We start from the raw sequence: 25,991 nt of genomic DNA, 5'->3' as shown, positions 1-25,991 counted from the left end.
TGATCGTCGCGGCGTACTGCTGTGGAGGGGCTTTGCCCCATGTGACCAGCAAGCCTTATCGGGTCGTTCCGCAGGCTCCACTCCTGCCCTCGTAGCAGGCACCGAATTTCTATGCACGTGCGGCGCAGCCGCTCCCCCGGGAACAAATTCGCCACACCCTCCGTTGTGCAGGTCAGCAGCCTTGAGTGGATGAGGCTCAAGTTGGAAGTTGACGCGAAACATCGCGTTGTGCAAACTTGAGCGGAGTTCGCTCACCCAGGGACTGAACCCCAGCACTAACAGGAGGAAACATTATGGCTCGTGCGGTCGGTATCGACCTCGGGACCACCAACTCGGTCGTGTCCGTCCTCGAGGGCGGCGAACCGGTTGTCGTCGCCAACTCCGAGGGATCACGCACCACCCCGTCGATCGTCGCTTTCGCCAAGAACGGTGAAGTGCTGGTCGGCCAGCCCGCGAAGAACCAGGCGGTCACCAACGTCGACCGCACGATTCGTTCCGTGAAGCGCCACGTAGGCACGGACTGGACCGTGGAGATCGACGACAAGAAGTACACCCCGCAGGAAATCTCCGCGCGCACGCTGCAGAAGCTCAAGCGCGACGCCGAGGCCTACCTGGGTGAGGAAATCACCGACGCGGTCATCACCGTTCCCGCATACTTCGAGGACGCACAGCGTCAGGCCACGAAGGAAGCCGGCCAGATCGCCGGCCTCAACGTCCTGCGCATCGTCAACGAGCCCACCGCGGCTGCTCTCGCATACGGCCTGGACAAGGGCGACAGCGAGCAGACCATTCTCGTGTTCGACCTCGGTGGCGGCACGTTCGACGTCTCGCTGCTGGAAATCGGCGACGGCGTCGTCGAGGTTCGTGCGACGTCCGGCGACAACCACCTCGGTGGCGACGACTGGGACGAGCGCATCGTGACCTGGCTCGTCGACAAGTTCAAGGCTCAGAACGGCATCGATCTGACCAAGGACAAGATGGCGCTGCAGCGTCTGCGTGAGGCCGCCGAGAAGGCGAAGATCGAACTGTCCTCCGGGCAGAGCACCTCGATCAACCTCCCTTACATCACGGTCGACGGCGACAAGAACCCGCTGTTCCTCGACGAGCAGCTCAGCCGCTCGGAGTTCCAGAAGATCACCTCCGACCTGCTCGACCGCACTCGTGCGCCGTTCCAGGCAGTGGTCAAGGACTCCGGCATCGCCGTCAAGGACATCGACCACGTTGTGCTCGTCGGTGGTTCGACGCGTATGCCCGCCGTCTCCGAGCTGGTCAAGGAACTCTCCGGTGGACGCGAGCCCAACAAGGGCGTCAACCCGGACGAGGTCGTGGCCGTCGGTGCTGCACTGCAGGCCGGTGTGCTCAAGGGTGAGGTCAAGGACGTTCTGCTCCTCGACGTCACGCCGCTGTCCCTCGGTATCGAAACCAAGGGTGGCGTCATGACCAAGCTCATCGAGCGCAACACCACCATCCCGACGAAGCGTTCCGAGACCTTCACCACCGCTGACGACAATCAGCCCTCGGTGCAGATCCAGGTCTTCCAGGGTGAGCGCGAGATCGCCTCGCACAACAAGCTCCTCGGCTCCTTCGAGCTGACCGAGCTGCCCCCGGCCCCTCGCGGCGTCCCGCAGATCGAGGTCACCTTCGACATCGACGCCAACGGCATCGTGCACGTCACGGCCAAGGACAAGGGCACCGGCAAGGAAAACACGATCAAGATCCAGGACGGCTCCGGCTTGTCCAAGGAAGAGATCGACCGCATGGTCGCCGACGCGGAAGCTCACGCAGACGAGGACAAGGCTCGTCGCGAAGAGGCAGAGGTTCGCAACCAGGCCGAGTCCCTCGTCCACCAGACGGAGAAGTTCGTCAAGGACAACGAGGACAAGGTCGACGCCGAGCTCAAGGGACGCGTCGAAACCGCCATCGCCGACGCCAAGACGGCTCTCGCGGGCAGCGACATCTCGGCAGTCAAGACCGCCGTGGAGAAGCTCTCGACCGAGTCGCAGGCTCTCGGCACCGCCATCTACGAGGCTCAGGCCAAGGAACAGGGCGGCGCAGAGGGTGGCGCGCAGGCCGCTGACGACGGTGTTGTCGACGCAGAGGTTGTCGACGAGCCCGCCGACGACACGGACAAGAAGTGACGTCGGACAACACCGAGCAAGAACCGGTCACTTTCGTGGACAAGCGAAAGATCGATCCCGAGACCGGTGAAGTACGGGAAGGTGACGCAGTTCCGGAGCCCCTCGTGGGCACCGGGGCTGCGCCCCAGCCCGACTCGGTGGACGAAGGGACCGTCGAGGGTGACGTAGTGGAAGACCCGCGTGACACGCAGGTCGCCGAACTCACCGCAGACCTACAGCGCGTGTCGGCGGAGTACGCCAACTACCGGCGTCGTACCGACCGTGAGAAGCAGACCGGAGCGGAGAACGCGAAGGCGTCCGTCGTCTCGCAGCTTCTTCCGGTTCTCGACGACCTCGAGCGAGCTCGCCAGCACGGTGATCTCGAAACCGGACCGCTCAAGTCGGTGGCAGACAAGCTGGCAGGGGTGTTCTCGAACATCGGCCTGTCCACCTTCGGAGCCGAGGGCGACGCCTTCGACCCAGCCATCCACGAGGCCGTCTCCCACGAGGGCGACGGCAGCAGTCCGGTAGTCGGAACGCTGATGCGTCCGGGCTACAAGCTCGGCGAACGCGTGCTGCGGACCGCAATGGTCGGCGTGGTCGACAGTGCAACAGAAGAATCGGATGCACCTGCGTCCGAGGAGCAGTAAACAGACATAGCGCGAGAGGAGGAAACGCCCGGTGAGCCAGCGGGAGTGGATCGAGAAGGACTTCTACAAGGAGCTGGGCGTTTCCTCCAGCGCGTCTGCAGAAGAAATCAAGAAGGCGTACCGAAAGTTGGCTCGGGACAACCATCCCGATGCCAATCCCGGCAACGCCTCGGCCGAGAACAAGTTCAAGGCGGTCAGCGAGGCGCATGCCGTCCTCGCCGACCCGGCCAAGCGCAAGGAATACGACGAAGCACGACGGCTGTTCGCCTCGGGCGGATTCGGTAGCCGCGGTGGCGGCGGTGGATTCTCGCCCGGCGCAGGCGGATTCGGTGGTGGCGGTCAGACCTTCGATGTCGGCGACATCTTCGGTCAAGGCGGCGGCGACGGCGGAATCGGCGACCTCTTCGGAGGCCTGTTCAATCGCGGTGGCGCGCAGCAGCGCCCCCAGAGCAACAGGCCCCGACGCGGCAGCGACGTCGAGACCGAGACCTCGCTGCAGTTCCGTGAAGCGGCACAGGGCGTTACGGTCCCGTTGAAGCTGACCAGCCCCTCCTCGTGCACCACGTGTCACGGCAGCGGCGCGAAGCCGGGAACCAGCCCGCGTGTGTGCCCCAAATGCAACGGCCAGGGTGTCGTGAACCGCAACCAGGGCGCGTTCGGCTTCAGTGAGCCGTGTGACGACTGCCGTGGCAGCGGGTCCATCATCGACGACCCATGCGCGGACTGCCGTGGAACCGGAGTGCAGAACCGCACCCGCACCATCACCGTGCGTGTACCGGCCGGCATCAGCGACGGGCAGAAGGTTCGGCTCGCCGGTCAAGGCGAAGCGGGTCTGCGGGGAGCACCGTCGGGCGACCTGTTCGTGACGGTACGGGTCAAGCCCGACAAGGTGTTCGGCCGCAACAACGACGATCTGACGGTGACCGTTCCGGTGAGCTACGGCGAACTGGTGCTCGGTACGACGCTGTCGGTGCCCACCCTCGAGGGTCGCGTCGGCGTGAAGGTTCCACCGGGAACCGTCGACGGCCGAGTACTGCGGGTGCGTGGACGCGGTATCCCGAAGAAATCCGGTACCGGTGACCTGATGGTGACCGTCAAAGTTGCCGTGCCGCAGAAACTGGACGATGCTGCTACCGACGCTCTGAAGAACTATCTGGAAGCCGAGAAGGCCAGCGGATTCGACCCGCGGGCCGGGTGGGCAGGTGTGTGATGTCGGTCCCTCCCGAGAGCGGATCTGCGAAAGCCGGTGGCGGACAAGCTGATCCCGACGCTCAGATCTTCGTGATCTCGGTGGCGGCTCAGCTGGCCGGTATGCACGCGCAGACGCTGCGTACCTACGACAGGCTCGGACTGGTCACCCCGCATCGCACCACCGGCGGCGGGCGACGCTACTCCCCGCGTGACGTTGCGCTCCTTCGTGAAGTGCAGCGACTCTCGCAGGACGAGGGCGTCAACCTCGCCGGCATCAAGCGCATCATCGAGCTCACCAATCAGGTCGAGGCTCTGCAGTCACGCATCAGCGAACTGGCTCAGGAGCTGGCAGCCGTGCACGCCAGCTATCGCCGCGACCTGGTGCCGATTCAACGCAACGCCCTGGTGGTCTGGAAGCCGAAGCACCAGCGCTAGGTTCGCCTCCCGCGTGATTCCTCGCAAACGCGCGCGCGTTTGCGAGACACCCGCCCCCGACCCCTATCCTGGTCGGCATGCAGGCGTGGAGTTCGACGGTCGTTCAGTATCACCGCCTTCGGAACGACCTCGCGGTCATCAGACTCGAGGGTGATGTGGTTCCGTTCACGGCAGGCCAGTCGGTATCGGTGACAGTTCCCCAGAACTCAGCTCTGACGCGGCGATACTCACCTGCGCTGCCGCCCTCGCTCGACGGCAAACTGGAATTTCACGTCCGAGCCGTTCCCGCTGGATGGGTGAGCGGGTCGATCGTCAACGAGACGCGGCCAGGGGATGTCTGGCAGATCAGCGATCCGAAAGGCGGTCTGCATGTCGACGACTCGGGTCGCGACGTCGTGATGATCGCGGGCGGCACCGGCCTCGCTCCGTTGCGGGCAATTCTGCTCGATCTCACGCGCTGGGAGCAGCCACCCAACGTCACGCTGTTCGTCGGCGGAAAATCGCCTCGCGACCTGTATGCCGGGGACATGCTGTGGTTGATGGCGTCGCAATTGCGGTGGTTGACCGTCGTTCCCGTCGTTGATCAACTGAACGAGCCGTGGGCTCCGGATCGATGGAACGACCGCATCCGTGACGAAATCGGTTCCACCACCGCGTTCTTCGAGCCCGAGCATTGTTGGGAAGGCAGTATGGCCGACGTCGTCGCCACCCAGGGGCCATTCCTGGACAGCCAAATTCTGGTGTGCGGATCCCCGGGAATGGAAGCGGCGACCGTGCGTGCCCTGGTCGAGACCGGCACCCCGCTTGAGTCCATCCGCCGCTGAAACGCTGTCCCACGAGATCAGGGCAGCTGCAGAATCCGTCGTAGATGTGCCAGATCCGCCGCGGATACCGTCGTGAATTCCGGCGGCGGGGCGTCGGCGATTGTTCTGGCTTTCTCGGCAAGGCGACGGCCGGCATCGGTGAGCCCGATGATGCGGCGTCGGCGATCGTCGGGATCTTCGGTGCGCACCACCAATTCGCGCTTCTCGAGCTCGCGAACGTTGAGGGAGACGTACGGCGCATCGGACGCAAGAATCTCGGCCAGCTCGGTCACCGTCCGATCACCTGCGAGCAATTTGGTGAGCAATTTGGCCCGCAGAAAGCTCATACCGGTGGCGTCGGCGACGGCCCGTCGGGTGTCGTGTTTCTCGAGCATCAGTGAGCGCATCTCGCGCCAGACATGCGCTGCGTCGGCGGTCATACGAGTACCGGACGGCCGATGTTCTCGGCGGTCGAGCGGGCCCACCGGCCGGTGGTGACCAAGGCGAGCGCGGTGACGACCACGCCTGCGCCTGCGATGACGAACCACGCGGGCACGGCGGCGGCGGTGAAACCGTCGGAGATCTCACCGACGATGCCTGCAGTCACGATGGCACCGACGACGGCCACGCCCAGCGACTGGCCCACCTGCCTGCTGGTCGACGCGATGGCGGACGCCACTCCGGCCTGGCTGCGCGGCATTCCGGACACCGCTGTGTTGGTGATCGGTGCGTTGACCATGCCGAAGGATATTCCGAATATCACGTATGCAACCGCCAGCCACGCGAACGACGTCGTCGGAGTGAGTCGGGTGAGCATCAGCGCCGAGGTCACGAATCCGATTCCGGCCACGAGCAGCGGAATGCGCGCACCCAGGGTGCCGACGATACGGCCGGAGATCGGCGCGAAGATCAGCGTCATCAAAGCCATCGGGAGAGTGTAGAGACCGGCGTGCAACGGCGAATACCCGCGCACATCCTGGAGATAGAGGGTGTTGAGGAAGAGGAATCCACCGAGGGAGGCGAAGGCACACACCGCGATCACCGTCGCTCCGCTGAACGGTGCGCTGCGGAAGAACTTCAGTTGGATCAGCGGTTCCTCGATCCTCGACTCGACCACGAGCAAGCCGACGAGGGACCCGAGTGCGATGGCACCGGTGAGCACGATCAGCGGCGATCCCCAGCCCTTCGCGGGACCTTCGATGATGGTGAACACCAGCGAGGCCAGAAACGCGAAGATGAGGAACTGCCCGGCCGGGTCGAACTTTCGTGCGTGTTCGGCTTTGGATTCGGGCACGAATTTCAGCGTCATCAGCAGGGCGAAGATGCCGACCGGCACGTTGATCCAGAAGATGGACTGCCACCCGGCGCTCGTGACGAGGATGCCGCCGAGTGCGGGGCCTGCGGACATCGAGATCCCGACGACTGCACCCCACATTCCGATCGCCCCGGCACGTTCTTTCGGGTCGGTGAAGGTGTTGGTGATGATCGACATGGCGACCGGATTCATCATCGAGCCGCCGACGGCCTGCAACATGCGGAAGGCGACGAGCCAGCCGAGCGACGGTGCGACGCTGCACAGCAGGGAGCCGAGGACGAACGTTCCGGTGCCGATCAGGAAGAAGCGCTTGCGGCCGTACTTGTCGGCCATCGAACCGCCGAGCATCAGCAGTGAGGCCACGACCAGCGTGTATGCGTCGATGATCCACTGGAGGCCCGATACCGATGCGTTCAGGTCGGCGCGCATCGACGGCAGTGCAACGTTGACGATCGTGTTGTCGGTGCTGACGAGAAACAGGCTCAGGCAGCAGATGCCGAGCACGAGATACCGGTGTCGTCGAGTCAACTCGGCCACGTCCACCTCCGCGACAATGCTTGTATATCTATAACTATTACATGAGTACTCCTAAATTGTTCACCGAGCAAGTGTGTGCGCCCAGGTGCGTGCCCGATAGGGTGTGTGTCACAGACTTGCTCGAACCCGATCGCTCGCCGAATGGAGAACAACAGTGGCTTCCGAGATCGCACCAGGCGACCTGGTTCAGGCGTCCGGGCACGCCGGCCCGTGGAAGGTGCTCGAGATTCGTCAAGGTTTGGCGCTGCTCGAACATCACGATGGGCATCGGTTGTCGGTGCGTACCACCACGGTCGAGGTGGTACGCAAGGCGTCGAACAGCGGGGGGTCGAGTCCGCAGGCCGAGGCGGAGAGCGAGAGCCCCTCGCTGTTCGACGAGAGCTGACTTACCTCACCTTGCCTTCGGCTGCGTATTTCCGGCGCAGTGATTTCGAGATCTGTTTGTACTCGCGCAGCTTCTCGCTGCGAGCTCGCGCGTCATGCCGCGAGGTGGCCCAGGCGTTCTCCCGCAGCAGCTTTCGGTAGTTACCGAGTCGGCGTTCGGTGAGATCGCCCGCGTCGACGGCGGCGAGTACTGCGCAGCCGGGCTCGCGTTCGTGGGCACAGTCACCGAACCGGCACAGTGCGGCCAGTTCTTCGATGTCGGAAAAGGCGTTCGCCACAGCATCTTCCGATCCCTGGACGCCCACCGACCGCAGACCCGGTGTGTCCAGCAGAACGAGGCCCGACGTCGGAATCGGCACCAAGTCCCGATGCACCGTCGTGTGTCTGCCCTTGCCGTCGGCGTCGCGGGTGTCGCCGGTGGCGAAAGTCGAGCCGCTCAGAAGGGCGTTGCCGAGCGTCGACTTTCCGGATCCCGACGGCCCGATCAGTGCGACCGTACCTCGCAGATGTGCTGTCAGTGAGTCGATTCCGCGGTTCGACACAGCGCTCGTGCTGCACACAGCGACACCCGGTGCGGCTGCCAGTATTCGTTCTTCGTCCACGCTGCCGCTGTCGTTCTTGGTGATCACGAGAACGGGGACGCCGCCGCTGCCCCAGGCGAGGGTGATGTAGCGCTCGACGCGACCGAGGTCGAGGGCCGTGTCCGACGCGACGGTGACAACAACGGTATCGACGTTGGTTCCGAGAAGCTGTGTCTCGGAGGTGGATCCGGCGGAGGCGCGTTCGATGGCCGTCCGGCGGGGCAGGATGGCGATCAGCCGGAACGAGTTCTCGTCCAGCGTCACCCAATCTCCGGTGCAGGTTTTACTGCCGGTGCATCGGACGACGCCGCTGTCGGTGACGGCGTCGAACTCACCGCGGTCGACGCGAACGACGCGGGCGAGAATGGCGTTCCGAGAATGCCTTTCGAATTCGGTCAGCCAGTGTTGATCGAGACCGTAAAGGTCGAGTGGAGACATGCGAAATCCTTCGGGGAGGAGGAACGAGGGCTCGAGGGTGCTGTCGTCCAGGTGGCCATGATGCCCACCTCCTCACGTGTGAAGCGCATAGAAAGAAACCGTCGACGGCAAAGCTACAGCCGTCGACGGTCGGAAGAAAAGTGATTTAACGCAGTGTGGGGCTCGAGCCCTCCGCAGGTTGTGCGAGTGCGGTCAGGAAGGATCGGGCCCAGCGGTCGACGTCGTGCGCGAGAACCTGCCTACGCATCGCGCGCATGTGACGTTTTCCGGCCTCGGGTTCCTGCTCCAGCGCACCGATGATTGCGTCTTTGACGCTGTCCAGATCGTGTGGATTGCACAGGTACGCCTGACGTAATTCTGCTGCGGCACCGGTGAATTCGCTGAGTACCAATGCGCCACCGAGGTCGCTGCGGCAGGCCACGTATTCCTTGGCGACGAGGTTCATACCGTCGCGCAACGGGGTGACCAGCATGACGTCCGCGGCGACGAAGTAGGCGAGCAGGTCGTCGCGGGGGATCGGCCGGTGCAGGTAGTGCACCACCGGATGGCCCACCTGGCCGTACTCGCCGTTGATGCGGCCCACCTGCTGCTCGATCTCGCCGCGCATCGCGACGTAACTTTCTACGCGTTCACGGCTCGGCGTGGCCAACTGCACGATGACGTTCTCGGCGGGGTCGACTCGGCCCTCTTCCAGCAATTCGCGGAAAGCGTTGAGCCGGACGTCGATTCCCTTGGTGTAATCGAGTCGATCGACACCGAGCATGATGCGCTTCGGGTTTCCCAGATCCTTGCGGAGTTGCTTCGCGCGATCACGGACTGCCTTCGTACGCGATTTGGTGTCGAGATCGCCCGAGTCGATGGAGATGGGGAAGGCTCCGACGCGCACGGTCCGGAAGCCGACCTGCACGACGCCGAGCTTGGACCGCACTCCGACGGTGCCGCGAGATGTGGTTCCCCCGGCGAGGCGTCGGGCAAGGTAGAGGAAGTTCTGAGCACCGCCGGACAGGTGGAAGCCGATGAGGTCGGCACCGAGCAGTCCTTCGACGATCTCGGTCCGCCACGGCATCTGCATGAACAGCTCGATCGGCGGGAACGGGATGTGCAGGAAGAACCCGATGGTCAGATCGGGGCGCAACATGCGCAGCATCTTCGGGACGAGCTGGAGCTGGTAGTCCTGGATCCAGACCGTCGCTCCCTGTGCCGCCGCCTCGGATGTCTTCTCGGCAAAGCGGCGATTGACCTCGACGTAGGCGTTCCACCAGTCGCGGTCGTACTCCGGTTTGACGATCACGTCGTGGTAGAGCGGCCACAGGGTGGCGTTGGAGAACCCCTCGTAGTACTGGGTGTACTCCTTCTCGCTGATCGGCACCGGTCGCAGTTGCAGGTCGTCCTCGACGAACGGCTCGACGTCGACGTCGGATACGCCGACCCATCCCACCCAGGCACCCTTGTTGGCGCGCAGGATCGGCTCGAGGGCGGTGACCAGCCCACCGGGGCTTCGCTTCCATCGCGTGCTTCCGTCCGGAAGCTTTTCCAGATCGACGGGCAACCTGTTGGCTACGACGACAAAATCCGAACCCTGCGAGGCGTCAGCCACAACTGTCCAATCCGCTTGTAGATCCCTGGGGAAACAGCCCTGCGAAAACCTGTCAGTCGGTCTTCGCTACGGGGTCTATACCCAGCATCGACAACAACATGCGGCATTCGTCTGCATCGGTGGCGTAGGCCGCGACGACGCGCTGAGCCTGGCTGGCCGTCTCGTATTCGAGTGGGACGATGTCTTCGTCGGCGATGTCGTTGTCGGTCGATGTCTTCGCAGGCATGGTGTTCTCCGTACTTTCTACTGGACTTACGTGGTGTTCCTGGCCACGACTCTATGTAAATGTGGCACCCCATCGCCAGTTCCCGATGCCTTAGGCTGCAGCAAATGACCGATTCTGTACCGCTTCGCCATGCTCGAACGGTGTTGGAGGGCCCTCCTCCGGCCACCGGCTCCGCGATTCTGCGCCGCACCGTACGGCGGCATCGCGCACGCTTGATCGGCTCGTCGATGCTGTTCGGGGTACATCAACTGTGCGAAACGATGGTCCCGGTGGCCATCGGGCTTATCGTCTCGCGGGCCATCGACACCGGCGACGTCACGGCGATGATCGTCTCGCTGATCGGGCTGGCGGCCCTGTTCGTCACGCTGTCGTATGCGTGGCGCATCGGTGCTCGCATCATCGTCGTCGCGATCGAGCGGGAGGCGTACCTGGTGCGTATCGAGGTTGCCGGACGCGTTCTCGATCCCCGGGGACTGCGGACCGAGCTGTCGTCGGGGGAGCTGCTGACGGTATCGACCTCGGATGCCGAGAAGGAGTCGTGGATCCTCGATCTGATCGCCCGGGTTTTCGCATCGGCCGTGGCGGTGGTGGCGTCGGCGGTGGCGTTGCTGATCATCGACATTCCTCTCGGCCTGGCCGTAGTGATCGGTACTCCGGTGATTCTGATTGCGCTCCAGCGCCTCGCCCCGCTGCTCACTCGTGCGGCTACCGCGCAGCAAGCCGAGATCGCCGGGGTATCGGGGATGGCTACCGACCTGGTCAGTGGCGTGCGGCCGCTGCGCGGTATCGGTGCCGAGGACGCGGCAACGCAGCGGTTCGTGACGTCGAGCCGAACAGCATTGGCTGCGACGCTGAAATTGGCTCGCGCAAACAACATCTATCAAGGCCTTGCCGCGGCGGTCAACGCGCTGCTCGCCGTCGGAATTGCCGGGACCGCAGGCTGGTTCGCGCTGCAGGGCCGAATTTCGGTCGGCGAGTTGATCACCGTCATCGGACTCTCGCAATTCGTCATCGAGCCACTCACCGGGTTGTCGAGAATCCCCGGTGTGGTGGCCATGGTGCGTGGATCGGCCGATCGGCTCGCCCTCGTACTCGGTGCGGAACACGTTCTACCGCAGTCGGAGTCCGCGGTTCCGGTAGGGACCGAACTGTCCGTCGACGACGTTCGATTCCGATCGCTCGACGGCCTCGCCTTCCGGGCCGCACCAGGTGAGTTACTCGGTGTGGTGGCCTATCGGCCGCAGGACGGCGAAGCGATCGCCGCACTGCTGTCCGGCCAGGTCTCCGAGTCCGACTACACCGGAACGGTCCGCATCGGCGGCATAACGGCCGGGCAGATCGATCTCCGACGCGCCCGCGAGACCGTTCTCGTCGAGCCGCACCTGACCGACCTCTTCGCCGGCACCGTCCGGAGCAACGTCACCGCCGGGCGTGAGCGGCCCGAGGCCGAACTCGCCCGAGTGCTGCAGGCATCCGCAGCCACCGACGTAGTGGAACTGCACGAAGCCGGCCTCGAACACGCCGTCACCGACCGTGGAGCGAGCCTGTCCGGCGGGCAACGTCAACGGGTCGCCCTGGCTCGGGCGCTGTCGGTCGATGCGCCGGTGCTGGTGCTGCACGACCCGACGACGGCCGTCGATGCCGTCACCGAACACGCCATCGCTGGCGGTATCGCCGAACTTCGGCACACCGAAAGCGCCTCGCAAACAACCATTCTCATCACCACCAGCCCCGCGCTGCTGTCGGTGACCCATCGCGTCCTCGTCGTCGACGACGGACGCGTCGTCGCCGAGGGAACGCACCACGATCTCGCGTCGTCGGACACGCAGTACAAGAACACGGTGCTTCGATGACGACCCCCGAACTACTTCCGATCGCCACCGGGGCACGGTCCGGGAAGTGGCTGCTGGAGCAGCTGCGCCTGCGAAAAGCACGAACGGCGGTGACGCTGCTCCTCGGCGCGATTGCTGCGGGAATGTCGCTGGTGCCGGTATACGTGCTCGGTGTGCTGGTCGACCGTGTCCGGGACGGAGCCGACACGTCGACGATCGTCGGTGTCGTCGTGGTGATAGCGGTGGCTGCGGTGATCGGCGGAATCGTCACCGGATTCAGCGGCTATCTCATCAGCACCCTCGGCGAGGGAATCCTGGCCTCGCTGCGCGAAGCCGTCGTTCGTCGCGCCCTGCATCTGCCGGTGGCCACGTTGGAGCGAGTAGGCAAGGGAGACTTGCTCTCCCGAGTGGGCGACGACGTCGCCGTGATGGCGAAGTCGATCGGTGAAGTGATTCCGCAGCTCGTCGGGGCATTCCTGCTCGTATGCCTAAGCATGATCACGATGCTCGGAATCGACTGGCGTCTCGGCCTCGCCGGACTGGTGGCGTTGCCGATGTACGTGCTGGCGCTGCGGTGGTATCTGCCGCGGTCGGCTCCGCTGTATGCGGCCGAACGCGTCGCGATGGGCGAGCGTGCGCAGTCGTTCGTCAGCAGCATGCAGGGCGCAAAGACAGTGCGCGCGTACGGACTCGAGTCTGCCCACCTGAGCGACATCGACCGGTCGTCGGCCAAGGCCCGAGACATCGGCCTCGATGTATTCCGACTCTTCACCCGGTTCGGCTCGCGCAGCAACCGCGCCGAATGCGTGGGACTGTCGGTGATCCTGCTGGCCGGGTTCCTGCTCGTACGAGGCGATTACGTCACCGTCGGTGAGACGACGGCCGCGGCCCTGCTGTTCCATCGCCTGTTCAATCCGATCGGCACGTTGCTGTTCACATTCGACGACATCCAGTCTGCCGGTGCATCGTTGGCCCGCCTGGTCGGTGTCGTCGATATTCCTGACGAACGGCCGGTAGGCGACGGTTCCGTGCCTGCCGATTCCACGCTGGAAGTCGTCGATCTACGGCACGCGTACGAGGAGGGCCACGAGGTGTTGCACGGAGTGAACCTGCGCGTCGATGCGGGCGAGACCGTCGCGCTCGTCGGGTCCACCGGTGCCGGCAAATCGACCATCGCGGCCATCGCGGCCGGTTCGATCGCGTCGACGTCCGGCACGGTCCGCGTCGGCGGCGCAACCCTGGACGCACTGGGCAGTGAGGGCTTGCGCCGACACGTTGCAATCGTCAGTCAGGAAGTGCACGTCTTCGCCGGCCGGTTGATCGACGACGTGCGGTTGGCCGCGCCGGACGCCGGACGCGCCGACGTCGAAGCAGCGTTGCGGACCGTCGGAGCATGGGGGTGGGCCGAGGCACTCGACGACGGACTCGATACCGCCGTCGGCGAGGGCGGGCACCAATTGACCGCCGCACAATCGCAGCAATTGGCCTTGGCGCGAATGGTTCTCGCCGACCCGGCCGTCGCGGTGTTGGACGAAGCCACCGCAGAGGCCGGCAGTTCCGGTGCGCGCGAACTCGAAGCTGCTGCCGAGGCCGCGACGAAGGGACGCAGCACGTTGATCGTCGCGCATCGTCTGACACAGGCCGCCGCGGCCGACCGCGTGGTGGTGTTGGAGCACGGTCAGATACTGGAGCAAGGTCCGCACGAGGAGCTCGTCGCGGCCGGTGGACGCTACGCACAGTTGTGGGAGGCGTGGCAGGGCCGCTGAATGGTTTAGCAATTTGCCTATAGCTATTAGTTTTGGATACGGTGTCCTCGACAGATCGAGGAGGCCGGCATGGCACGCGCAGGATTGACCACGCAACGCATCGTGGCAGCAGGAGCGGATCTGGCCGACGAGGTCGGCTTCGATCGCGTGACTGCCAGCGAGTTGGCGCGACGTTTCGGCGTCAAGGTGGCGAGCCTGTATTCGCATCTGAAGAACTCGCACGAGTTGAACGTCGGCATCGCGCTGCTGGCGTTGGAGGAACTGGCCGACAGGGTGTCGGAGGCTCTCGCGGGCCGAGCGGGCAAGGACGCGTTGGTGGCCGTCGCGAACGCATATCTCGACTACTCGCGGGAGTATCCGGGACGCTATGCCGCGACGCAGTTTCCGCTCGATCACGAGACCGCTCTTGCGAGTGCGGGAGTGCGTCACTCGGCGATGATGAAGGCGATCCTGCGAGGGTACAACCTGAGCGAGGCAGACCAAGTTCACGCTGTTCGATTGTTGGGCAGTGTCTTTCACGGTTACGCAACCCTCGACGCATCCGGCTCGTTCAGTCACAGCGCGCCGGATTCGCAGGAGTCCTGGGTTCGCATTCTCGACGGAATCGATGCTCTCTTGGAGCAGTGGAGGCAGTGACGATGAAACCGATCTCCGAACGCGACATCAGGTCGTCGTTCGTCAATTCATCCAAGGGCGATGCCAAGCGGGTCACCCTTCCCGAGGCATTCGACGCAGTACCGTGGGACGATCTCGACTTCTTCGGTTGGGTGGACCCGAAGCTCGCCGGAAGAAGCTACATCGTCGTTCCTTCTGGCGACGATCTGCGCGGAATCGCGTTGCGCTTCAAGCCCGGAGGGCCGCGCACGGCGCAGATGTGCAGCATCTGTCTCACCACACACGCCAACGGCGGGGTCTCGTTGATGGCTGCTGCGAAAGCCGGAGAATCCGGCAGGCGTGGAAATACCGTGGGTACCTACATCTGCTCGGACCTTGCGTGCTCGCTCTATGCGCGTAAGAAGAAGACCCCTGCGCTGGGCCGGCAGTTCAAGGAGGACTTCGATGTCGAGACACGTACCGCAGCAGTGGAAGACAACATCGGTGCGTTTCTCGCTCGCATTCTCGGTTGATCAACAGATGGGCGGGGACCGCGCGCCCCGATTGACGACTGCGCGCCCATACTCTGATGCGAGTAGGGGCGCGCAGTCGGTAAAAAGGGTGTGAGGTCCTCCCGGAGATCGGACAAGTCGACGTAATTCGCCGACAGGACCGAAGTCAGTCCTTGTTCTTCTCCGCGATGAACAGCTTCTCGATGCGCTCTGCTTCGTCTTTCTTGGCGTCGGCTTCCTCGGAACGCTCTGCTGCTTCGGCCAGTTCGGCCTCGGACGGCGCTGCAGCCAGCTTCTCCTGCTTGTCGACCTGAGCCTGCTGCGCCTTCTTGCGATCCTCGGCTGCCTTTGTCGCTGCGGCGGCCTGCTCGTCGGCCTTCTTCTTCTTTGCGGCGGCTTCGCGCTCAGCTTCCTGAGCCGCCTCACGCTTGCGCTGCTCCGCTTCCTGGCGTGCGTCACGTGCTGCTTCCTGGGCAGCGGCGTCCGCGGCTCGGCGGTCCTTCTCGGCCGTCTCGCGGGCAACCTTCAACTCGTCGTCCGCAGCGGCCTTCTTGGCACGGGCTTCGGCGTCCAGTCGAGCTGCTTCGGCGCGGTTCTCGGTGCTGTCGACCAATGTCTCGCCGCGATCTGCAAGGCTTTTGTCGCCCAACAGGTTTCCGACGGCGCGGTCCAATGATCCGAGTGTGTGCTCGTACACCAGACGGGCCGGCGATTCCGCGTTCATCTTCTCGACGACGTTGGTCTCGATGAGCTGCAACGGAATTCGAGCGATCTTGTACTGGATGCGAAGAATGGTCATCGGTATGGCTAGGACACTCATAAAGCGAAACTCCTGTTTTGCAGTAGTGGATCAGGCTTGATTGCGGAGCTCTTCGGCCTTCTTGCGATCGGCCTCGGCCTGACGAAGTGCCTCCTGGTGCTTCTGCGCAGCCACCATCTCGTCGGAGTCCGCCGCAGCCTGCTCGATGCGTCGGTCCTCGTCGGCTTCGATCTGCTCGGCAGTGGCATCGACCTCCGCTGCTGCGCGCTCCTGTGCCACGGTCTCTCGCTTGTTCTGCTCGGCTGCAGCCGCCTGCGTTTCGCGTACGCGATCCGCGTTGGCCTCGGTCACCGCCGCGTTCTTCTCCGCGGCTTCACGCCGGCTCTCGGCGGCGGTGCGTACGTCGGCCAACTCCTCGCCGGCTTCGGTGGCCTGAGCCTCCGCTACCCGCTCGGTGGCCTGCGCTTCCTTGCGTTCGCGGGCTTGCGCGGCCTGCAACTGACCTTCTGCAGTCAACGAATCGTTGCCGGTCACCGCGCCCACGACCTCTTTGGCTTTGCCCTTGATTCCGTCGAGCAATCCCTTGCGTGCTTCGCCCGCTACGTTCTCGTCAGTCATGTCACTGCAGGTACCCACTGGCTGTACGAGTAACCCCGTGTCGACCACGAACGATACGATCGCCGACGGACGTATCAGCAGTGAGGAGACCTATGCCTATCGCCAAGATCAACGGCATCGACATCAATTACCAGGTCAAAGGCAGTGGCGACCTGGTGGTTCTCGTTATGGGTACCGGTAGCCCGGGCCGCGTGTGGGAGCTGCATCAGGTGCCCGCTCTCACAGCAGCGGGGTACCGGGTGTGCACGTTCGACAATCGCGGCATCGCGCCGTCGTCGGAGAGCGCTCACGGCATCACTATCGAGGCGATGGTCGCCGACACCGCCGGCTTGATCGAACTCGTCCGCAACGGGGACGAGAAGGCCTTCGTCGTCGGAACGTCCATGGGTTCACGCGTCGCGCAGGAATTGGCCTTGGCCCGGCCTGACCTGGTGCGCAAGGCCGTGTTCCTCGCCGGCCACGCCCGAGTCGACGAGTTCCAGAAGACCCTCGCGCAGGGCGAGCGAGCGTTGTACGACAAGCGCGTCGAGCTCCCCGGCACGTATTCGGCTGCGGTCACGGCAGTGATGAATCTGTCGCCTGCGACGTTGCGGGATGGGCGCGGTGCGCGCGATTGGCTCGATCTGTTCGAGTTCTCGGCGTCGTCGCCCTCGGCCGGAGTGCGCGCCCAGCTGGGGATGGAGGACGATTTCGATCGCACCTCGGCCTACCGCGGTGTCTCCGTGCCGTGCCTGTCGGTCGGGTTCGCCGACGATCGGATGATCCCCGCCTACCTGGGCAAGGAGCTGGCGGACGCCATTCCAGGTGCCCGGTACGTCGAAATCGAAGATGCCGGGCACTACGGATATCTCGAGCGCCCCGAAGCAGTCAATGCGGAACTGCTCGGCTTTCTGAAGGCCTGACGGCACCGGGTAAGCACCCGCGTTGCTAGGGTCGTGGTGCACTTCACGGTGCATCACGTACCAATCAAACGTTTGCGACGAGTGAGGCGAGATGAGTACCAACCCGTTCGATGACGAAGACGGACGCTTCTTCGTGCTGGTCAACGACGAAGACCAGCATTCGCTGTGGCCGACGTTCTCCGAGGTCCCTCAGGGATGGCGTGTCGTCTTCGGTGAAGACACCCGCGCCGCTTGCCTGGAGTACGTCGAGAAGAACTGGACCGACATGCGTCCGCGTAGCCTGCGTGAGGCCATGGAAGCCGACGCTGCTGCACGCGCCTCTGCCGAGGGAACCCCCAGCGCCGAGGCCTGAGCTCCGCTCTACGAAGTACCCGTACCGCGCCGCCGACGAACAGTCGGTCGGCGCGGTACTTCTATGCGACGAAGCGTCGGACGCAGCACTTCCTCGGTACGGGCCAGGATGCGCGGTCGTCGTAGCGTGCGGGCACCCCACTCACCGAGGGTGACGCCTGCCGCCAGGCCGCAGCCGACGCCGAATGCTGCGAACAGAGAGCTGATTCCCAGCAGTAGTTGGTCGTTCAGGATCGCGTAGAGACCGCGATACAGAGAGAGGCCCGGCAGCAACGGCGTGATGCCCGCAACGGCGACGATCAACGGCGGAATGAGCGCACGACGGGCCAGCAGACCACCGGCGAATCCGACGACGACAGCAGCGATGGCCGAGGCGATGATCGGACCCACGTTGAGCGTCTGCGACAGCAGGTAGACGAGCGAGCCCGCGAAACCGCCCATGAAGGCAGCCGTCAGCGCACGTTGCTCGGCATAGCAGGCAAGTGCATAGAACAGCGACGCTGCCGCGCCTGCGAGCACCTTCGTGGGGACCTGCAGGATGTCCGGCGGTGCCAAGTTGCTGATCTGGGGTAGATCGCTGCCGATCAACGCTGCAATCCGCAGGGACGTGGCGACGCCGGCGATGATGCCGCCGGTCATCATCAACACCTCGAAGAACCTCGCCGACGCCGTGATCGGGGCACCGGTGATCGCGTCCTGCACCGAGCCGACGAGCGAGAGACCCGACAGCAGCACGACCACACCGGCCGCGATGACCTGAGACGGCGAAATATCGATGTTGAGCTGGTCCTGGAAGTTGTACAGCGTGATCGCCGGTGTTGCCGCCACGAAGCCGCCGACCACCTGCTGAAAGAAGAACGGCAGACCGGCGCGGTTGAGGACGCGTCCGATGCGGTCGATCACCATCGTCGTCAGGAAGCTGACCACAGCGACCAGAGCGCCACCGCCGAGCAACACACTGATGGCCGCAGCCATGCCGGCCCACGCCAGAGTCGCGATCCACCGGTTGTAGGGGTGTGGGGCCTTGGTGATCTCGTCGAGTCGCTCGAGCGCAGCACTCGGCGGCACCATCTTGACGCGTACAGCGCGGATCAGACGGTCGACCTCGGCCAGACGCGTGAAGTCCATCGAGCGGTAATGCACGATGCGCATCGTCGACGCCGGAGGACGTGTCGGGCCACGATGGGCGCTCAGAGTGATCGAGTTGTACGTGACGTCGACATCGCAGCGCGCGAGGCCGTATGTCGCCGCGATGAACTGGACCTGCGTCGCCGTGTCCACCGCTGAAGTGCCCGAGGCCAACAACACCTCGCCGACGCGAACCGCGAGGTCCAGCACCTCGGCGACCGACGCATCGTCGGTCAGATCGATAGGGCGTAGAGGTGACGGTGCTGCAGTCGGCGTATCGATGGTGGCCCGACGCTCACCGGTGAGACGGCTCAACGAAGCCGTCAGGTCTTGCAGGAAAGTCATGTCCGTCTTTACACGTTGCTGGGGTGATCCACCGACAAGGTACCTGTTGACACTGAGCGTCCGATGAACGGATATGATTGCGTCGCTTCACTGCCTCCTTAGCTCAGCGGTAGAGCACTCGCCTTGTAAGCGAGCGGTCAACGGTTCAATCCCGTTAGGAGGCTCCACTGCTCCGATCCCGCTGTTGGGTCGGAGCGTTTTCTTGCCCATTTTGAGGCGCATCAGCTCCCCGGTTTGGAATACCCGACGCCGATCGGAGTCAGTTATCCGAAACGGAGGAGCTGAAGGTTGATCGTCGTCGGGTGCTGGTTCGAGAACCCGCTCTCGTAAGGCATCATGAGTCGATGAGCGATCTCGAGTACCTGGCCACTTTGGTTGCTGCACTGGATGCTGAGATTGCTCGGGTATCCGACGCCGAATCGGGCTCCGACGAGCAGTCGTCAGCCATCGATGACGCGGTCGCTGCCGTCTTGCGGCTGCGCTCGAAGGTGAAGGCCGGTTACCCCGGAAAGAAGGCCTACTACATCGCAGTGTCGACCGATCCGAAGGGAATCAGGGTCGAGGGGATTGCAGCCCTGCAGGGTAAACGCGCCCACGAATTGGTGCGCGACGGCGGTTGGATGCACGCCGATTCCAGCACCGTGCTCGACCTCCTCGATGACGATCAGCTCGGTCGGTACAGAGCCGTCGCAGGACGCGGCGTAGCGCAAACGTTTCGAGATTCGCGTGAATATCTCTCAGCAGCACTAGGTCTCGCCGAGAACTAGACCACCCGACCGACCCGGCCTGGCGCGTTCGTACCGAAGCCAGGCCGACTCGGAATCGATCAGGCGGTTCGGCGTGCTCCGGAGCCATCGATCACCTGGCGAACGGCATCTGCGACCGGCGTTGTGCCGTCGGTGAGTTCGACGATGGTTCGAGTCAACGACGGTTCGGCAAGTGCCGCGGCGATGAACGCTGCAACGTTGTCGCGGCGTACGTCACCGTGCTCGATGGCCAGTCCGGCGGTGACAGTGCCGTCTCCCGGCTCGTCGAGGAGAACTCCCGGTCGCACGATCAGCCAGTCCAGATCGGTGTGGGTCAGGTAGACGTCGGCCGTCTTCTTGGTGGCCATGTAGTGCTCGAATCCCTCGGACGGCTGCTGGCTTCGGCCCGATTCGGGGAACGCAGAGACCAATACGAACCGATCGACGCCGGCTCTGCGTGCTGCGTCGGCTGCCTTCTCCAGGCCCTTGCCGTCGATCAGTGTTGTCTTGTCCATGCCGGTGCCATGTGCGCCTGCACTGAAGACGACGGCGTCGTGGCCCGTGAACGCCGTTGCGAGCGTGGCGACGTCGTTGTCGATGAGGTCACCGAAAACGGCTGTTGCGCCGGTTGATTCGACCAGGTCACGATGATCGGGATTGCGGATCATTCCGGAAACGGTGTCACCGCGGCCGGTGAGGATGGTGCTGAGTCTCGAGCCGATGCCGCCTGCGGCACCGATGATGAAGGTCTTCATGTGTGTCTCCTTGCTTTTGTTCAGCGGGCGAGCGCGACCGTCCGCAGGAATGTCACGGGCTTCGGGCCGTTGTTGATGTACTGGTAGACGCGGTCACTGCGGAGGCGGCCGGACTCGCCGGCCGAAATGACGACCTCTGTCGCGTCCGCTCGAACGGTCAGCTCGCCGGTGAGCACGTGGAACAGCTCGGCAGATCCTGGGGAGTCGGGGCGGCCGCCGTACTGATCGCCCGATACCAACGACCAGAGCCACATATCGGCCACTCGGATGCCAGGGGTGGACACCAACAGATAAGCGGTGCTGCCCAGTCGAGAGGTCCACACCAGCACGTGTGCGGATGCGGAGATCCGTTCGACCGCAACGTCGCCGGGTACCGAGTCCCCGACGAGCTCGGTGAAGTCGGTTCCCAGGCTTCGGGCAATACGGGTTACCGCGACCAGGCTCGGATTGGCTTGCCCGTGCTCGATCTGAGTGAGAAGGCGACGGCTTACATCCGACAGGTCGGCCAGCTGCTGCACGGTCAAAGACCTCCGAGATCGAAGCACGCGGATGCGCGCTCCGATCTGCTGCAGGAACTCTCGGGTGAGTTCGCCGTCACCGGCACCGTCGTCCTCGGGTTCGTGGCCAGTAGGTGTCACGATCTCACACGGCAAACAATTGATCGATGTTCCGAAAAGCTTTGAACTCGAGAGCGTTTCCGGAAGGATCGAGAAAGAACATGGTCCATTGCTCGCCCGGCTCGCCTGCGAAGCGCACATACGGTTCGATGACGAAGTCCGTGCCGGCGGCTTCGAGGCGGCCTGCGAGTTCCTTGAATTCGTCCACCGCGAGTACCAAACCGAAATGCGGCACCGGAACCTCGTGCCCATCGACGGGGTTGGTTCCGGCGACCGGCGACCGTGCGTCGGAGGAACCGTCGCCTACCTGGTGGGTGACGACCTGGTGTCCGCGGACATTCCAATCGGTCCATCTCTCCGACGAGCGCCCGCGCGAGAATCCGAGCACGTCACCGTAGAACTTCCGGGCAGCGTCGATATCGTGAACCGGAATCGCCAGGTGAAAAGGGGGGATGGTTGCGGGAGCCATGTGAGCAGATTAATGCTCATACAATGTGCAGTCAACTGCTCACGCCGTGGTCCACCGTCCATGAGTCGGGCAGCTGACAGCTCCGGGCCTGCGTCAGGTTCCAGGCTGGATCCAGCGTCCCGAAGTAACCGATTCGGTCATGGCATCGAGGACTTCGGCACTGCGGACGGCGTCTCGCACCGTTGCGCCGCAGGGCTTTCCGTCTGCGATGGACTTCAAGAAGCGCATGGCCTCGATGACTTTGAGGTCGTCATACCCCATGGACGACGCCGAACCTGGTTGGAATGCGCCGTATTCTCCGTGCGAAGGTCCGACGTAGACGGTCGATGCAGGTTGATCCTGGTAACGGTCACCCGTGCTGATAGAGAGTTCGCCCATCCGCCGGAAGTCCCAGGACACAGCACCTTTGGTGCCGTGAATCTCGAATCCGTACGCGTTCTGATCGCCGACGGCCACGCGACTTGCCTCGAGCACGACGCGCGCTCCGCTGTGCAGGCGGAGTTGGCTGCTGACGAAGTCCTCGTTCTCGACGGCACCGCGTTCACCTCCGGCCGCGAGAGCATGACCGGTGGTGGAGCCGCTCGGCTTGGTTCGTTCGGGAACGAAGATCGCGGTGTCTGCCACCAGGGATTCGATGTCGCCCAGCAGGTAGTAGACTAGATCGGCTCCGTGCGAGGCGAGATCGCCCAGAACTCCGTTGCCCCCACGCGCCCGCTCGAATCGCCAGCTCAGCGCCCCGTCGGGATGAGCTGCGTAGTCGCTGAAGAATCGGAACCGAGCATGAGTGATGGACCCGAGTTCGCCCGATTCCACCAAAGCTTTGGCTTCCTCGACCGCAGGAGCATTGCGGTAATTGAAGCCGACGGCCGTCTGTACGCCCGCCTTCTCGGCAGCGAGCGCAACTGCCCGTGCGTCGTCGGCGGAGAGACCGACCGGCTTCTCGATCCAGATGTGCTTTCCCGCCTCGACCATTGCGGTTCCGATGGTGCGATGCAGGAAGTTGGGCGCGGTGATCGACACGGCCTCGATCGTCGGGTTGGATTGGATCTCGTGCCAATCGGTTGTCGCCGCCGCGAAGCCGAACTGGTCGGCAGCGTCGTCTGCTCGGCTTTCGAGCTCGTCCGCGACCATGGCCAACTCGGGGCGCACGCCGAGGTCTGGATAGTGTTGCGTCAGCCGAGAATACGCCTGCGTGTGCACCCGTCCCATCCACCCGAAACCAGCTACTCCGACACGAACCGACCGAGTCGATCGCACAACAAAACCCCTTTTCGAAAGATGTGCGGGCCGGTCCGATCGGACCGGCCCGATACAGCAGGTGGGTGACGAGCCCGAATTACCGCCGGAGTTCGTGGGTGAGGGTGTCGAGCTCGTCGCCGCCCGCCATTTCCTTCGTGAGGTCGTCGAGCGAGATGTCCTCGTAGCTGCAATCGAGCTTCTGTCGGCCACGGTTGAGTAGGACGAAGTGATCTCCGACCATGTAGGCGTGATGCGGATTGTGGGTGATGAAGACGACGCCGAAGCCCTGTTCTTTGGCTGCGGAGATGTAGCGCAGTACCATTCCCGATTGCTTGACGCCGAGGGCTGCGGTCGGTTCGTCGAGGATCAGTACACGCGCACCGAAGAAGATGGCGCGGGCGATGGCAACACACTGACGCTGACCACCGGAGAGGGACCCGATGGGTGCATCGACGTCGGGTAGGTCGATGCCCATCTTGTGCAGTTCCTCGATGGTCGTCGCGCGCATGGCATTGGTGTCGAGCGACTTGAACACACTGCCTTTGCGGAGCTCCTGACCGAGAAAGAAGTTGCGCCACACGGGCATCAACGCGACCACAGCAAGGTCCTGGTAGACCGTCGCTATGCCTTGGTTGAGCGCGTCCTTGGGGGAGTCGAACGTGGTCGCCTTGCCGTCGACGAGCAGTTCTCCTTCGCTCTGTTGATGCAGGCCGGCCATGATCTTGATCAAGGTGGACTTGCCGGCTCCGTTGTCGCCGAGGACTCCGGTGACCTCACCGGCACCCACGCGTAGGTTGATGCCCTGCAGCGCAATGATGTTGCCGTAGCTCTTGCCCACGTTCTTCAGTTCGATGAGGGGCGTTTTGCCTCCGCCTGCAGGTTCGGATTCGATGGGGGTGTCGGCGTGAATGGTCATGATTACCTCTTGGCAGCGTAGGTGCGGAACGAGTTGTTGGCGATGACGGCGAACAGCAGCATCGCGCCGAGGAAGAACTTGAACCAGTCGGGGTTCCAGCCGGCGTAGACGATGCCCTGGTTGGCCATGCCGAAAATGAACGCGCCGATGAATGCGCCTATGGCAGTTCCGAACCCGCCGGTGAGCAGACACCCGCCGATCACTGCGGCGATGATGTAGAGGAACTCGTTGCCGACGCCTTGGCCGGACTGAACGGTGTTGAACGCGAACAGCAGGTGCATACCGACGAACCAGGCGCAGAAGCCGACGAACATGAACAAGCCGATCTTGACCTTCGTCACCGGTACACCGATCGCACGGGCCGAGTCCTGGTTGCCGCCGACGGCGAAGATCCAGTTGCCGATCCGCGTCTTCATCAACACCCAGGTGGCTGCGAGAGTGAACACGATCCACCACACGACGGTGATGCGGATGGAGACTCCGAACAGCGAGAACGACGACGAGAACACCGCTTTGGCGGAATCGAATCCGTCCATGTCCGAGATCGACTGTGTTGCCACCTGTCCGGTCACCAACTTGGTGACGGCGAGGTTGATTCCGGTGAGCATCAGGAAGCTTGCGAGTGTGATGAGGAACGACGGGATTTTGGTCTTCATGACCAGATATCCGTTGAGGAACCCGACCGCGAGCGCCAGCACCAACGCCAACGCCGATCCGATCCACACGTTCAGGTGCAGATTGTAAGCAATCATCGACGCCATGATGGACGAGAACGTGACTGCGACGCCGGTCGACAGATCGAACTCGCCGCCGATCATCAGCAACGAGACCCCGATGGCCATGATCCCGATCGTCGACGACGCATAGAGGACGGTCGCGAGCGCCTCGGGGGAGCGGAACGGTGGTGCGACGATGCAGAAGAACACGAAGATGATGATCGCTCCGAAGAGAGCCCCGATCTCCGGGCGAATCAACAAGCGCTGCAACGGCTTCTGCTTCTTCACCCGCTCATCGACGACGACAGTGTGTTTGGACAGATCCAGGTCGGCCTGCGTGGACATGGTATTCCTTCCCTGCTGGTACGACGCTCACCGGCAGCGGGATCCGCGTGCCGGTGAGCGTCGGGTTCAGCGAGTACCGTTCTGGGCGTACTCGGCGATGGCGTCGATATTTGTCGAGTCGATGAACGCGGGTCCGGTCAGTACCGGGGTGCCTCCGCCGATGGTGTTGCCGTTGTTGAGGTAGAGCCACAGCGAGTCGATCGCCAGGTAGCCCTGCAGGTACGGCTGCTGATCGATGGCCCACTCGACATCGCCGGACTTGATCGCGTCGACCAGTGCGGCGTTGGTGTCGAACGTGACGACGGTGGCGTTGCTACCGGCGTTGGCCTTGGACTGCACGGCCGTCAGCGCGATCGGGGCTCCGAGCGCGACTATGTGATCGATCGACGGATCCTGCTGCAACTTCGCGGTGATGGTGGCCTCCACCGACGGCATGTCCTTGCTGTTGACGTTGAGGATCTCGGTGCTGCCACCGGTGAATCCGGATGTGACTCCAGCGCAGCGAGATTCGAGAGCCACCTGGCCCTGCTCCTGGATGATGCAGAGTGTCTTCTTCGCACCGTCCGCGGTCAGGCGGGCACCAGCGGCCTGGCCGGCAATGGTCTCGTCCTGTCCGAAGTACTGGCCGACTCCCATGTCCTTCCACGAGTCGAATCCGGAGTTGAACGCCACCACCGGAATTCCGGCGGCTTCTGCGGCCTCCACCGAGGGGGCCATGGCGTCGGGCTTGGCCAGCGTCACCGCGATGCCGTCGACCTTCGAGTCGATTGCGCTCTGGACCAGGTTGGCCTGATTGGGCGCTTCGGGATCTGCGGAGTAGCGCAGTTCGATGTTGTCCTTCGCCGCCGCTGCCTCGGCACCCTTGCGAATCAGATCCCAGAACGTGTCGCCCGGTACCTCGTGGGTGATCATCGCGATGGTTGCCTTCGGGGTATCGGCCGTTCCTGCATTGCTTCCGGAGTCGGACTCCTCGGGAGCGCCTCCCGAGGACGAACACGCGGCGACCGATGCCGCCAACGCGACCCCCATCGCCAGTGCGATGGTTTTGCGCCCCAGGTTCTTTGGGGACCTGTCCGCTACCGAACCCAGACGAGACGTCATTTTCC

28 protein-coding genes and 1 tRNA gene are annotated in these 25,991 nt (G+C 63.7%); 14 read left to right on the top strand and 15 right to left on the bottom strand.

Translation table 11 applies throughout. The features are described 5' to 3' along the window. The first annotated feature begins 293 nt into the window (after positions 1-293). The 5 genes from dnaK (at position 294) to ASG84_RS20845 (ending at position 5,217) form a co-directional block, all read left to right on the top strand. A complete protein-coding gene (dnaK, locus tag ASG84_RS20865; protein WP_057478904.1) occupies positions 294-2,138 on the top strand; it encodes a molecular chaperone DnaK in 1,845 nt (614 codons plus the stop codon). Continuing rightward, complete coding sequence (gene grpE, locus ASG84_RS20860; RefSeq protein WP_057478903.1) at positions 2,135-2,767, top strand: nucleotide exchange factor GrpE; 633 nt, start codon at positions 2,135-2,137, stop codon at positions 2,765-2,767. The genes dnaK and grpE overlap by 4 nt, the downstream gene beginning before the upstream one ends. 31 nt (positions 2,768-2,798) lie before the next feature. Next, a complete protein-coding gene (gene dnaJ / locus ASG84_RS20855; protein ID WP_057478902.1) occupies positions 2,799-3,977 on the top strand; it encodes a molecular chaperone DnaJ in 1,179 nt (392 codons plus the stop codon). Further along, positions 3,977-4,393, top strand: coding sequence for a heat shock protein transcriptional repressor HspR (locus ASG84_RS20850; protein WP_057478901.1), 417 nt, complete (start codon positions 3,977-3,979; stop codon positions 4,391-4,393). The genes dnaJ and ASG84_RS20850 overlap by 1 nt, the downstream gene beginning before the upstream one ends. A 77-nt stretch (positions 4,394-4,470) precedes the next feature. Next, complete coding sequence (locus ASG84_RS20845) at positions 4,471-5,217, top strand: FAD-binding oxidoreductase (RefSeq protein ID WP_032405540.1); 747 nt, start codon at positions 4,471-4,473, stop codon at positions 5,215-5,217. A gap of 17 nt (positions 5,218-5,234) precedes the next feature. Here ASG84_RS20845 and ASG84_RS20840 read toward each other — a convergent pair whose 3' ends face one another. Both ASG84_RS20840 and ASG84_RS20835 read right to left on the bottom strand, forming a co-directional pair. After that, positions 5,235-5,636: a MarR family winged helix-turn-helix transcriptional regulator gene (locus tag ASG84_RS20840; protein ID WP_037172841.1), complete on the bottom strand. Its 402-nt coding sequence runs from the start codon at positions 5,634-5,636 to the stop codon at positions 5,235-5,237. Then, positions 5,633-7,048 carry an MFS transporter gene (locus ASG84_RS20835; RefSeq protein ID WP_057479065.1) on the bottom strand — a complete coding sequence of 472 codons (1,416 nt, stop codon included), beginning with the start codon at positions 7,046-7,048 and terminating at the stop codon, positions 5,633-5,635. The genes ASG84_RS20840 and ASG84_RS20835 overlap by 4 nt, the downstream gene beginning before the upstream one ends. Positions 7,049-7,202: 154 nt before the next feature. Between ASG84_RS20835 and ASG84_RS20830 the strand changes: the two genes are divergently transcribed. Continuing rightward, the gene (locus ASG84_RS20830; protein WP_057478900.1) at positions 7,203-7,433 is read left to right on the top strand and encodes a hypothetical protein; all 231 of its coding nucleotides are present in this window, start codon (positions 7,203-7,205) and stop codon (positions 7,431-7,433) included. Between the two features lies 1 nt (position 7,434). Here the strand turns inward: ASG84_RS20830 and rsgA are convergent, their stop codons facing one another. The 3 genes from rsgA to ASG84_RS28015 all read right to left on the bottom strand — a co-directional run bounded on the left by rsgA (position 7,435) and on the right by ASG84_RS28015 (position 10,274). Next, positions 7,435-8,451 carry a ribosome small subunit-dependent GTPase A gene (gene rsgA / locus ASG84_RS20825; protein WP_057478899.1) on the bottom strand — a complete coding sequence of 339 codons (1,017 nt, stop codon included), beginning with the start codon at positions 8,449-8,451 and terminating at the stop codon, positions 7,435-7,437. Positions 8,452-8,596: 145 nt separating this feature from the next. Then, positions 8,597-10,048, bottom strand: coding sequence for an alpha,alpha-trehalose-phosphate synthase (UDP-forming) (locus ASG84_RS20820; protein WP_057478898.1), 1,452 nt, complete (start codon positions 10,046-10,048; stop codon positions 8,597-8,599). A gap of 52 nt (positions 10,049-10,100) precedes the next feature. Continuing rightward, positions 10,101-10,274 (bottom strand): hypothetical protein, encoded by a 174-nt coding sequence (locus ASG84_RS28015; RefSeq protein ID WP_008710019.1) that lies wholly within the window; start codon positions 10,272-10,274, stop codon positions 10,101-10,103. Between the two features lie 104 nt (positions 10,275-10,378). Here ASG84_RS28015 and ASG84_RS20815 point away from each other — a divergent pair, with 104 nt between their 5' ends. The 4 genes from ASG84_RS20815 to ASG84_RS20800 all read left to right on the top strand — a co-directional run bounded on the left by ASG84_RS20815 (position 10,379) and on the right by ASG84_RS20800 (position 14,999). After that, positions 10,379-12,127, top strand: coding sequence for an ABC transporter ATP-binding protein (locus ASG84_RS20815; protein WP_235581764.1), 1,749 nt, complete (start codon positions 10,379-10,381; stop codon positions 12,125-12,127). Continuing rightward, complete coding sequence (locus tag ASG84_RS20810; RefSeq protein WP_057478897.1) at positions 12,124-13,872, top strand: ABC transporter ATP-binding protein; 1,749 nt, start codon at positions 12,124-12,126, stop codon at positions 13,870-13,872. The genes ASG84_RS20815 and ASG84_RS20810 overlap by 4 nt, the downstream gene beginning before the upstream one ends. A 69-nt stretch (positions 13,873-13,941) precedes the next feature. Further along, positions 13,942-14,508: a TetR/AcrR family transcriptional regulator gene (locus tag ASG84_RS20805; protein WP_057478896.1), complete on the top strand. Its 567-nt coding sequence runs from the start codon at positions 13,942-13,944 to the stop codon at positions 14,506-14,508. Positions 14,509-14,510: 2 nt separating this feature from the next. Beyond that, positions 14,511-14,999, top strand: coding sequence for an FBP domain-containing protein (locus tag ASG84_RS20800; RefSeq protein ID WP_057479063.1), 489 nt, complete (start codon positions 14,511-14,513; stop codon positions 14,997-14,999). A gap of 145 nt (positions 15,000-15,144) precedes the next feature. Here ASG84_RS20800 and ASG84_RS20795 read toward each other — a convergent pair whose 3' ends face one another. Then, entirely contained in the window at positions 15,145-15,798 is a 654-nt protein-coding gene (locus tag ASG84_RS20795) for a hypothetical protein (protein WP_057478895.1), read from the bottom strand. A 30-nt stretch (positions 15,799-15,828) separates the two neighbouring features. Then, positions 15,829-16,356, bottom strand: coding sequence for a hypothetical protein (locus ASG84_RS20790; RefSeq protein WP_057479062.1), 528 nt, complete (start codon positions 16,354-16,356; stop codon positions 15,829-15,831). Between the two features lie 92 nt (positions 16,357-16,448). Here ASG84_RS20790 and ASG84_RS20785 point away from each other — a divergent pair, with 92 nt between their 5' ends. Next, entirely contained in the window at positions 16,449-17,258 is an 810-nt protein-coding gene (locus tag ASG84_RS20785; RefSeq protein WP_057478894.1) for an alpha/beta fold hydrolase, read from the top strand. Positions 17,259-17,349: 91 nt separating this feature from the next. Beyond that, positions 17,350-17,610: an MbtH family protein gene (locus ASG84_RS20780; RefSeq protein WP_032376226.1), complete on the top strand. Its 261-nt coding sequence runs from the start codon at positions 17,350-17,352 to the stop codon at positions 17,608-17,610. Between the two features lie 8 nt (positions 17,611-17,618). Here ASG84_RS20780 and ASG84_RS20775 read toward each other — a convergent pair whose 3' ends face one another. After that, the gene (locus tag ASG84_RS20775) at positions 17,619-19,082 is read right to left on the bottom strand and encodes a threonine/serine ThrE exporter family protein (RefSeq protein ID WP_057478893.1); all 1,464 of its coding nucleotides are present in this window, start codon (positions 19,080-19,082) and stop codon (positions 17,619-17,621) included. A gap of 92 nt (positions 19,083-19,174) precedes the next feature. Here ASG84_RS20775 and ASG84_RS20770 point away from each other — a divergent pair. Together ASG84_RS20770 and ASG84_RS20765 are read left to right on the top strand one after the other, a co-directional pair. Further along, a tRNA-Thr gene (locus tag ASG84_RS20770) sits at positions 19,175-19,249 on the top strand. A 177-nt stretch (positions 19,250-19,426) separates the two neighbouring features. Beyond that, positions 19,427-19,849 (top strand): hypothetical protein, encoded by a 423-nt coding sequence (locus ASG84_RS20765; RefSeq protein WP_057478892.1) that lies wholly within the window; start codon positions 19,427-19,429, stop codon positions 19,847-19,849. A gap of 59 nt (positions 19,850-19,908) precedes the next feature. On the opposite strand, the gene ASG84_RS20760 is transcribed toward ASG84_RS20765, so the two are convergent. The 7 genes from ASG84_RS20760 to ASG84_RS20730 all read right to left on the bottom strand — a co-directional run bounded on the left by ASG84_RS20760 (position 19,909) and on the right by ASG84_RS20730 (position 25,986). Next, a complete protein-coding gene (locus ASG84_RS20760) occupies positions 19,909-20,583 on the bottom strand; it encodes an NAD(P)-binding oxidoreductase (RefSeq protein ID WP_057478891.1) in 675 nt (224 codons plus the stop codon). 20 nt (positions 20,584-20,603) lie between these two features. Continuing rightward, positions 20,604-21,221 (bottom strand): helix-turn-helix domain-containing protein, encoded by a 618-nt coding sequence (locus tag ASG84_RS20755; RefSeq protein WP_057478890.1) that lies wholly within the window; start codon positions 21,219-21,221, stop codon positions 20,604-20,606. Positions 21,222-21,225: 4 nt separating this feature from the next. After that, positions 21,226-21,669 carry a VOC family protein gene (locus ASG84_RS20750; protein WP_057478889.1) on the bottom strand — a complete coding sequence of 148 codons (444 nt, stop codon included), beginning with the start codon at positions 21,667-21,669 and terminating at the stop codon, positions 21,226-21,228. A gap of 93 nt (positions 21,670-21,762) precedes the next feature. Beyond that, the gene (locus ASG84_RS20745; RefSeq protein ID WP_082521113.1) at positions 21,763-22,926 is read right to left on the bottom strand and encodes a Gfo/Idh/MocA family protein; all 1,164 of its coding nucleotides are present in this window, start codon (positions 22,924-22,926) and stop codon (positions 21,763-21,765) included. A 79-nt stretch (positions 22,927-23,005) separates the two neighbouring features. Further along, complete coding sequence (locus ASG84_RS20740) at positions 23,006-23,824, bottom strand: ATP-binding cassette domain-containing protein (protein WP_032377233.1); 819 nt, start codon at positions 23,822-23,824, stop codon at positions 23,006-23,008. 2 nt (positions 23,825-23,826) lie between these two features. Then, on the bottom strand, positions 23,827-24,885 hold the full coding sequence (locus ASG84_RS20735; protein ID WP_057478888.1) for an ABC transporter permease: 1,059 nt from the start codon (positions 24,883-24,885) through the stop codon (positions 23,827-23,829). Between the two features lie 66 nt (positions 24,886-24,951). Next, positions 24,952-25,986 carry a substrate-binding domain-containing protein gene (locus ASG84_RS20730; RefSeq protein WP_200936643.1) on the bottom strand — a complete coding sequence of 345 codons (1,035 nt, stop codon included), beginning with the start codon at positions 25,984-25,986 and terminating at the stop codon, positions 24,952-24,954. Positions 25,987-25,991 lie beyond the last annotated feature (5 nt).

Origin of the sequence: Rhodococcus sp. Leaf278, from assembly GCF_001426085.1 — a bacterium.
In the GTDB taxonomy this organism is placed as follows: domain Bacteria; phylum Actinomycetota; class Actinomycetes; order Mycobacteriales; family Mycobacteriaceae; genus Rhodococcoides.
Note: the sequence above shows the minus strand (reverse complement) of the source record. Positions and strands in the feature narration are given on the sequence as shown.

Bases quoted from the DNA above. Each gene is read 5' to 3' on its own strand.
- dnaK (WP_057478904.1), top strand. From the start codon at position 294: ATGGCTCGTGCGGTCGGTATCGACCTCGGGACCACCAACTCGGTCGTG.
- ASG84_RS20850 (WP_057478901.1), top strand. From the start codon at position 3,977: ATGTCGGTCCCTCCCGAGAGCGGATCTGCGAAAGCCGGTGGCGGACAA.
- ASG84_RS20845 (WP_032405540.1), top strand. From the start codon at position 4,471: ATGCAGGCGTGGAGTTCGACGGTCGTTCAGTATCACCGCCTTCGGAAC.
- ASG84_RS20840 (WP_037172841.1), bottom strand. From the start codon at position 5,636: ATGACCGCCGACGCAGCGCATGTCTGGCGCGAGATGCGCTCACTGATG.
- rsgA (WP_057478899.1), bottom strand. From the start codon at position 8,451: ATGTCTCCACTCGACCTTTACGGTCTCGATCAACACTGGCTGACCGAA.
- ASG84_RS28015 (WP_008710019.1), bottom strand. From the start codon at position 10,274: ATGCCTGCGAAGACATCGACCGACAACGACATCGCCGACGAAGACATC.
- ASG84_RS20815 (WP_235581764.1), top strand. From the start codon at position 10,379: ATGACCGATTCTGTACCGCTTCGCCATGCTCGAACGGTGTTGGAGGGC.
- ASG84_RS20810 (WP_057478897.1), top strand. From the start codon at position 12,124: ATGACGACCCCCGAACTACTTCCGATCGCCACCGGGGCACGGTCCGGG.
- ASG84_RS20805 (WP_057478896.1), top strand. From the start codon at position 13,942: ATGGCACGCGCAGGATTGACCACGCAACGCATCGTGGCAGCAGGAGCG.
- ASG84_RS20800 (WP_057479063.1), top strand. From the start codon at position 14,511: ATGAAACCGATCTCCGAACGCGACATCAGGTCGTCGTTCGTCAATTCA.
- ASG84_RS20795 (WP_057478895.1), bottom strand. From the start codon at position 15,798: ATGAGTGTCCTAGCCATACCGATGACCATTCTTCGCATCCAGTACAAG.
- ASG84_RS20790 (WP_057479062.1), bottom strand. From the start codon at position 16,356: ATGACTGACGAGAACGTAGCGGGCGAAGCACGCAAGGGATTGCTCGAC.
- ASG84_RS20785 (WP_057478894.1), top strand. From the start codon at position 16,449: ATGCCTATCGCCAAGATCAACGGCATCGACATCAATTACCAGGTCAAA.
- ASG84_RS20780 (WP_032376226.1), top strand. From the start codon at position 17,350: ATGAGTACCAACCCGTTCGATGACGAAGACGGACGCTTCTTCGTGCTG.
- ASG84_RS20775 (WP_057478893.1), bottom strand. From the start codon at position 19,082: ATGACTTTCCTGCAAGACCTGACGGCTTCGTTGAGCCGTCTCACCGGT.
- ASG84_RS20765 (WP_057478892.1), top strand. From the start codon at position 19,427: ATGAGCGATCTCGAGTACCTGGCCACTTTGGTTGCTGCACTGGATGCT.
- ASG84_RS20760 (WP_057478891.1), bottom strand. From the start codon at position 20,583: ATGAAGACCTTCATCATCGGTGCCGCAGGCGGCATCGGCTCGAGACTC.
- ASG84_RS20750 (WP_057478889.1), bottom strand. From the start codon at position 21,669: ATGGCTCCCGCAACCATCCCCCCTTTTCACCTGGCGATTCCGGTTCAC.
- ASG84_RS20740 (WP_032377233.1), bottom strand. From the start codon at position 23,824: ATGACCATTCACGCCGACACCCCCATCGAATCCGAACCTGCAGGCGGA.
- ASG84_RS20735 (WP_057478888.1), bottom strand. From the start codon at position 24,885: ATGTCCACGCAGGCCGACCTGGATCTGTCCAAACACACTGTCGTCGTC.
- ASG84_RS20730 (WP_200936643.1), bottom strand. From the start codon at position 25,986: ATGACGTCTCGTCTGGGTTCGGTAGCGGACAGGTCCCCAAAGAACCTG.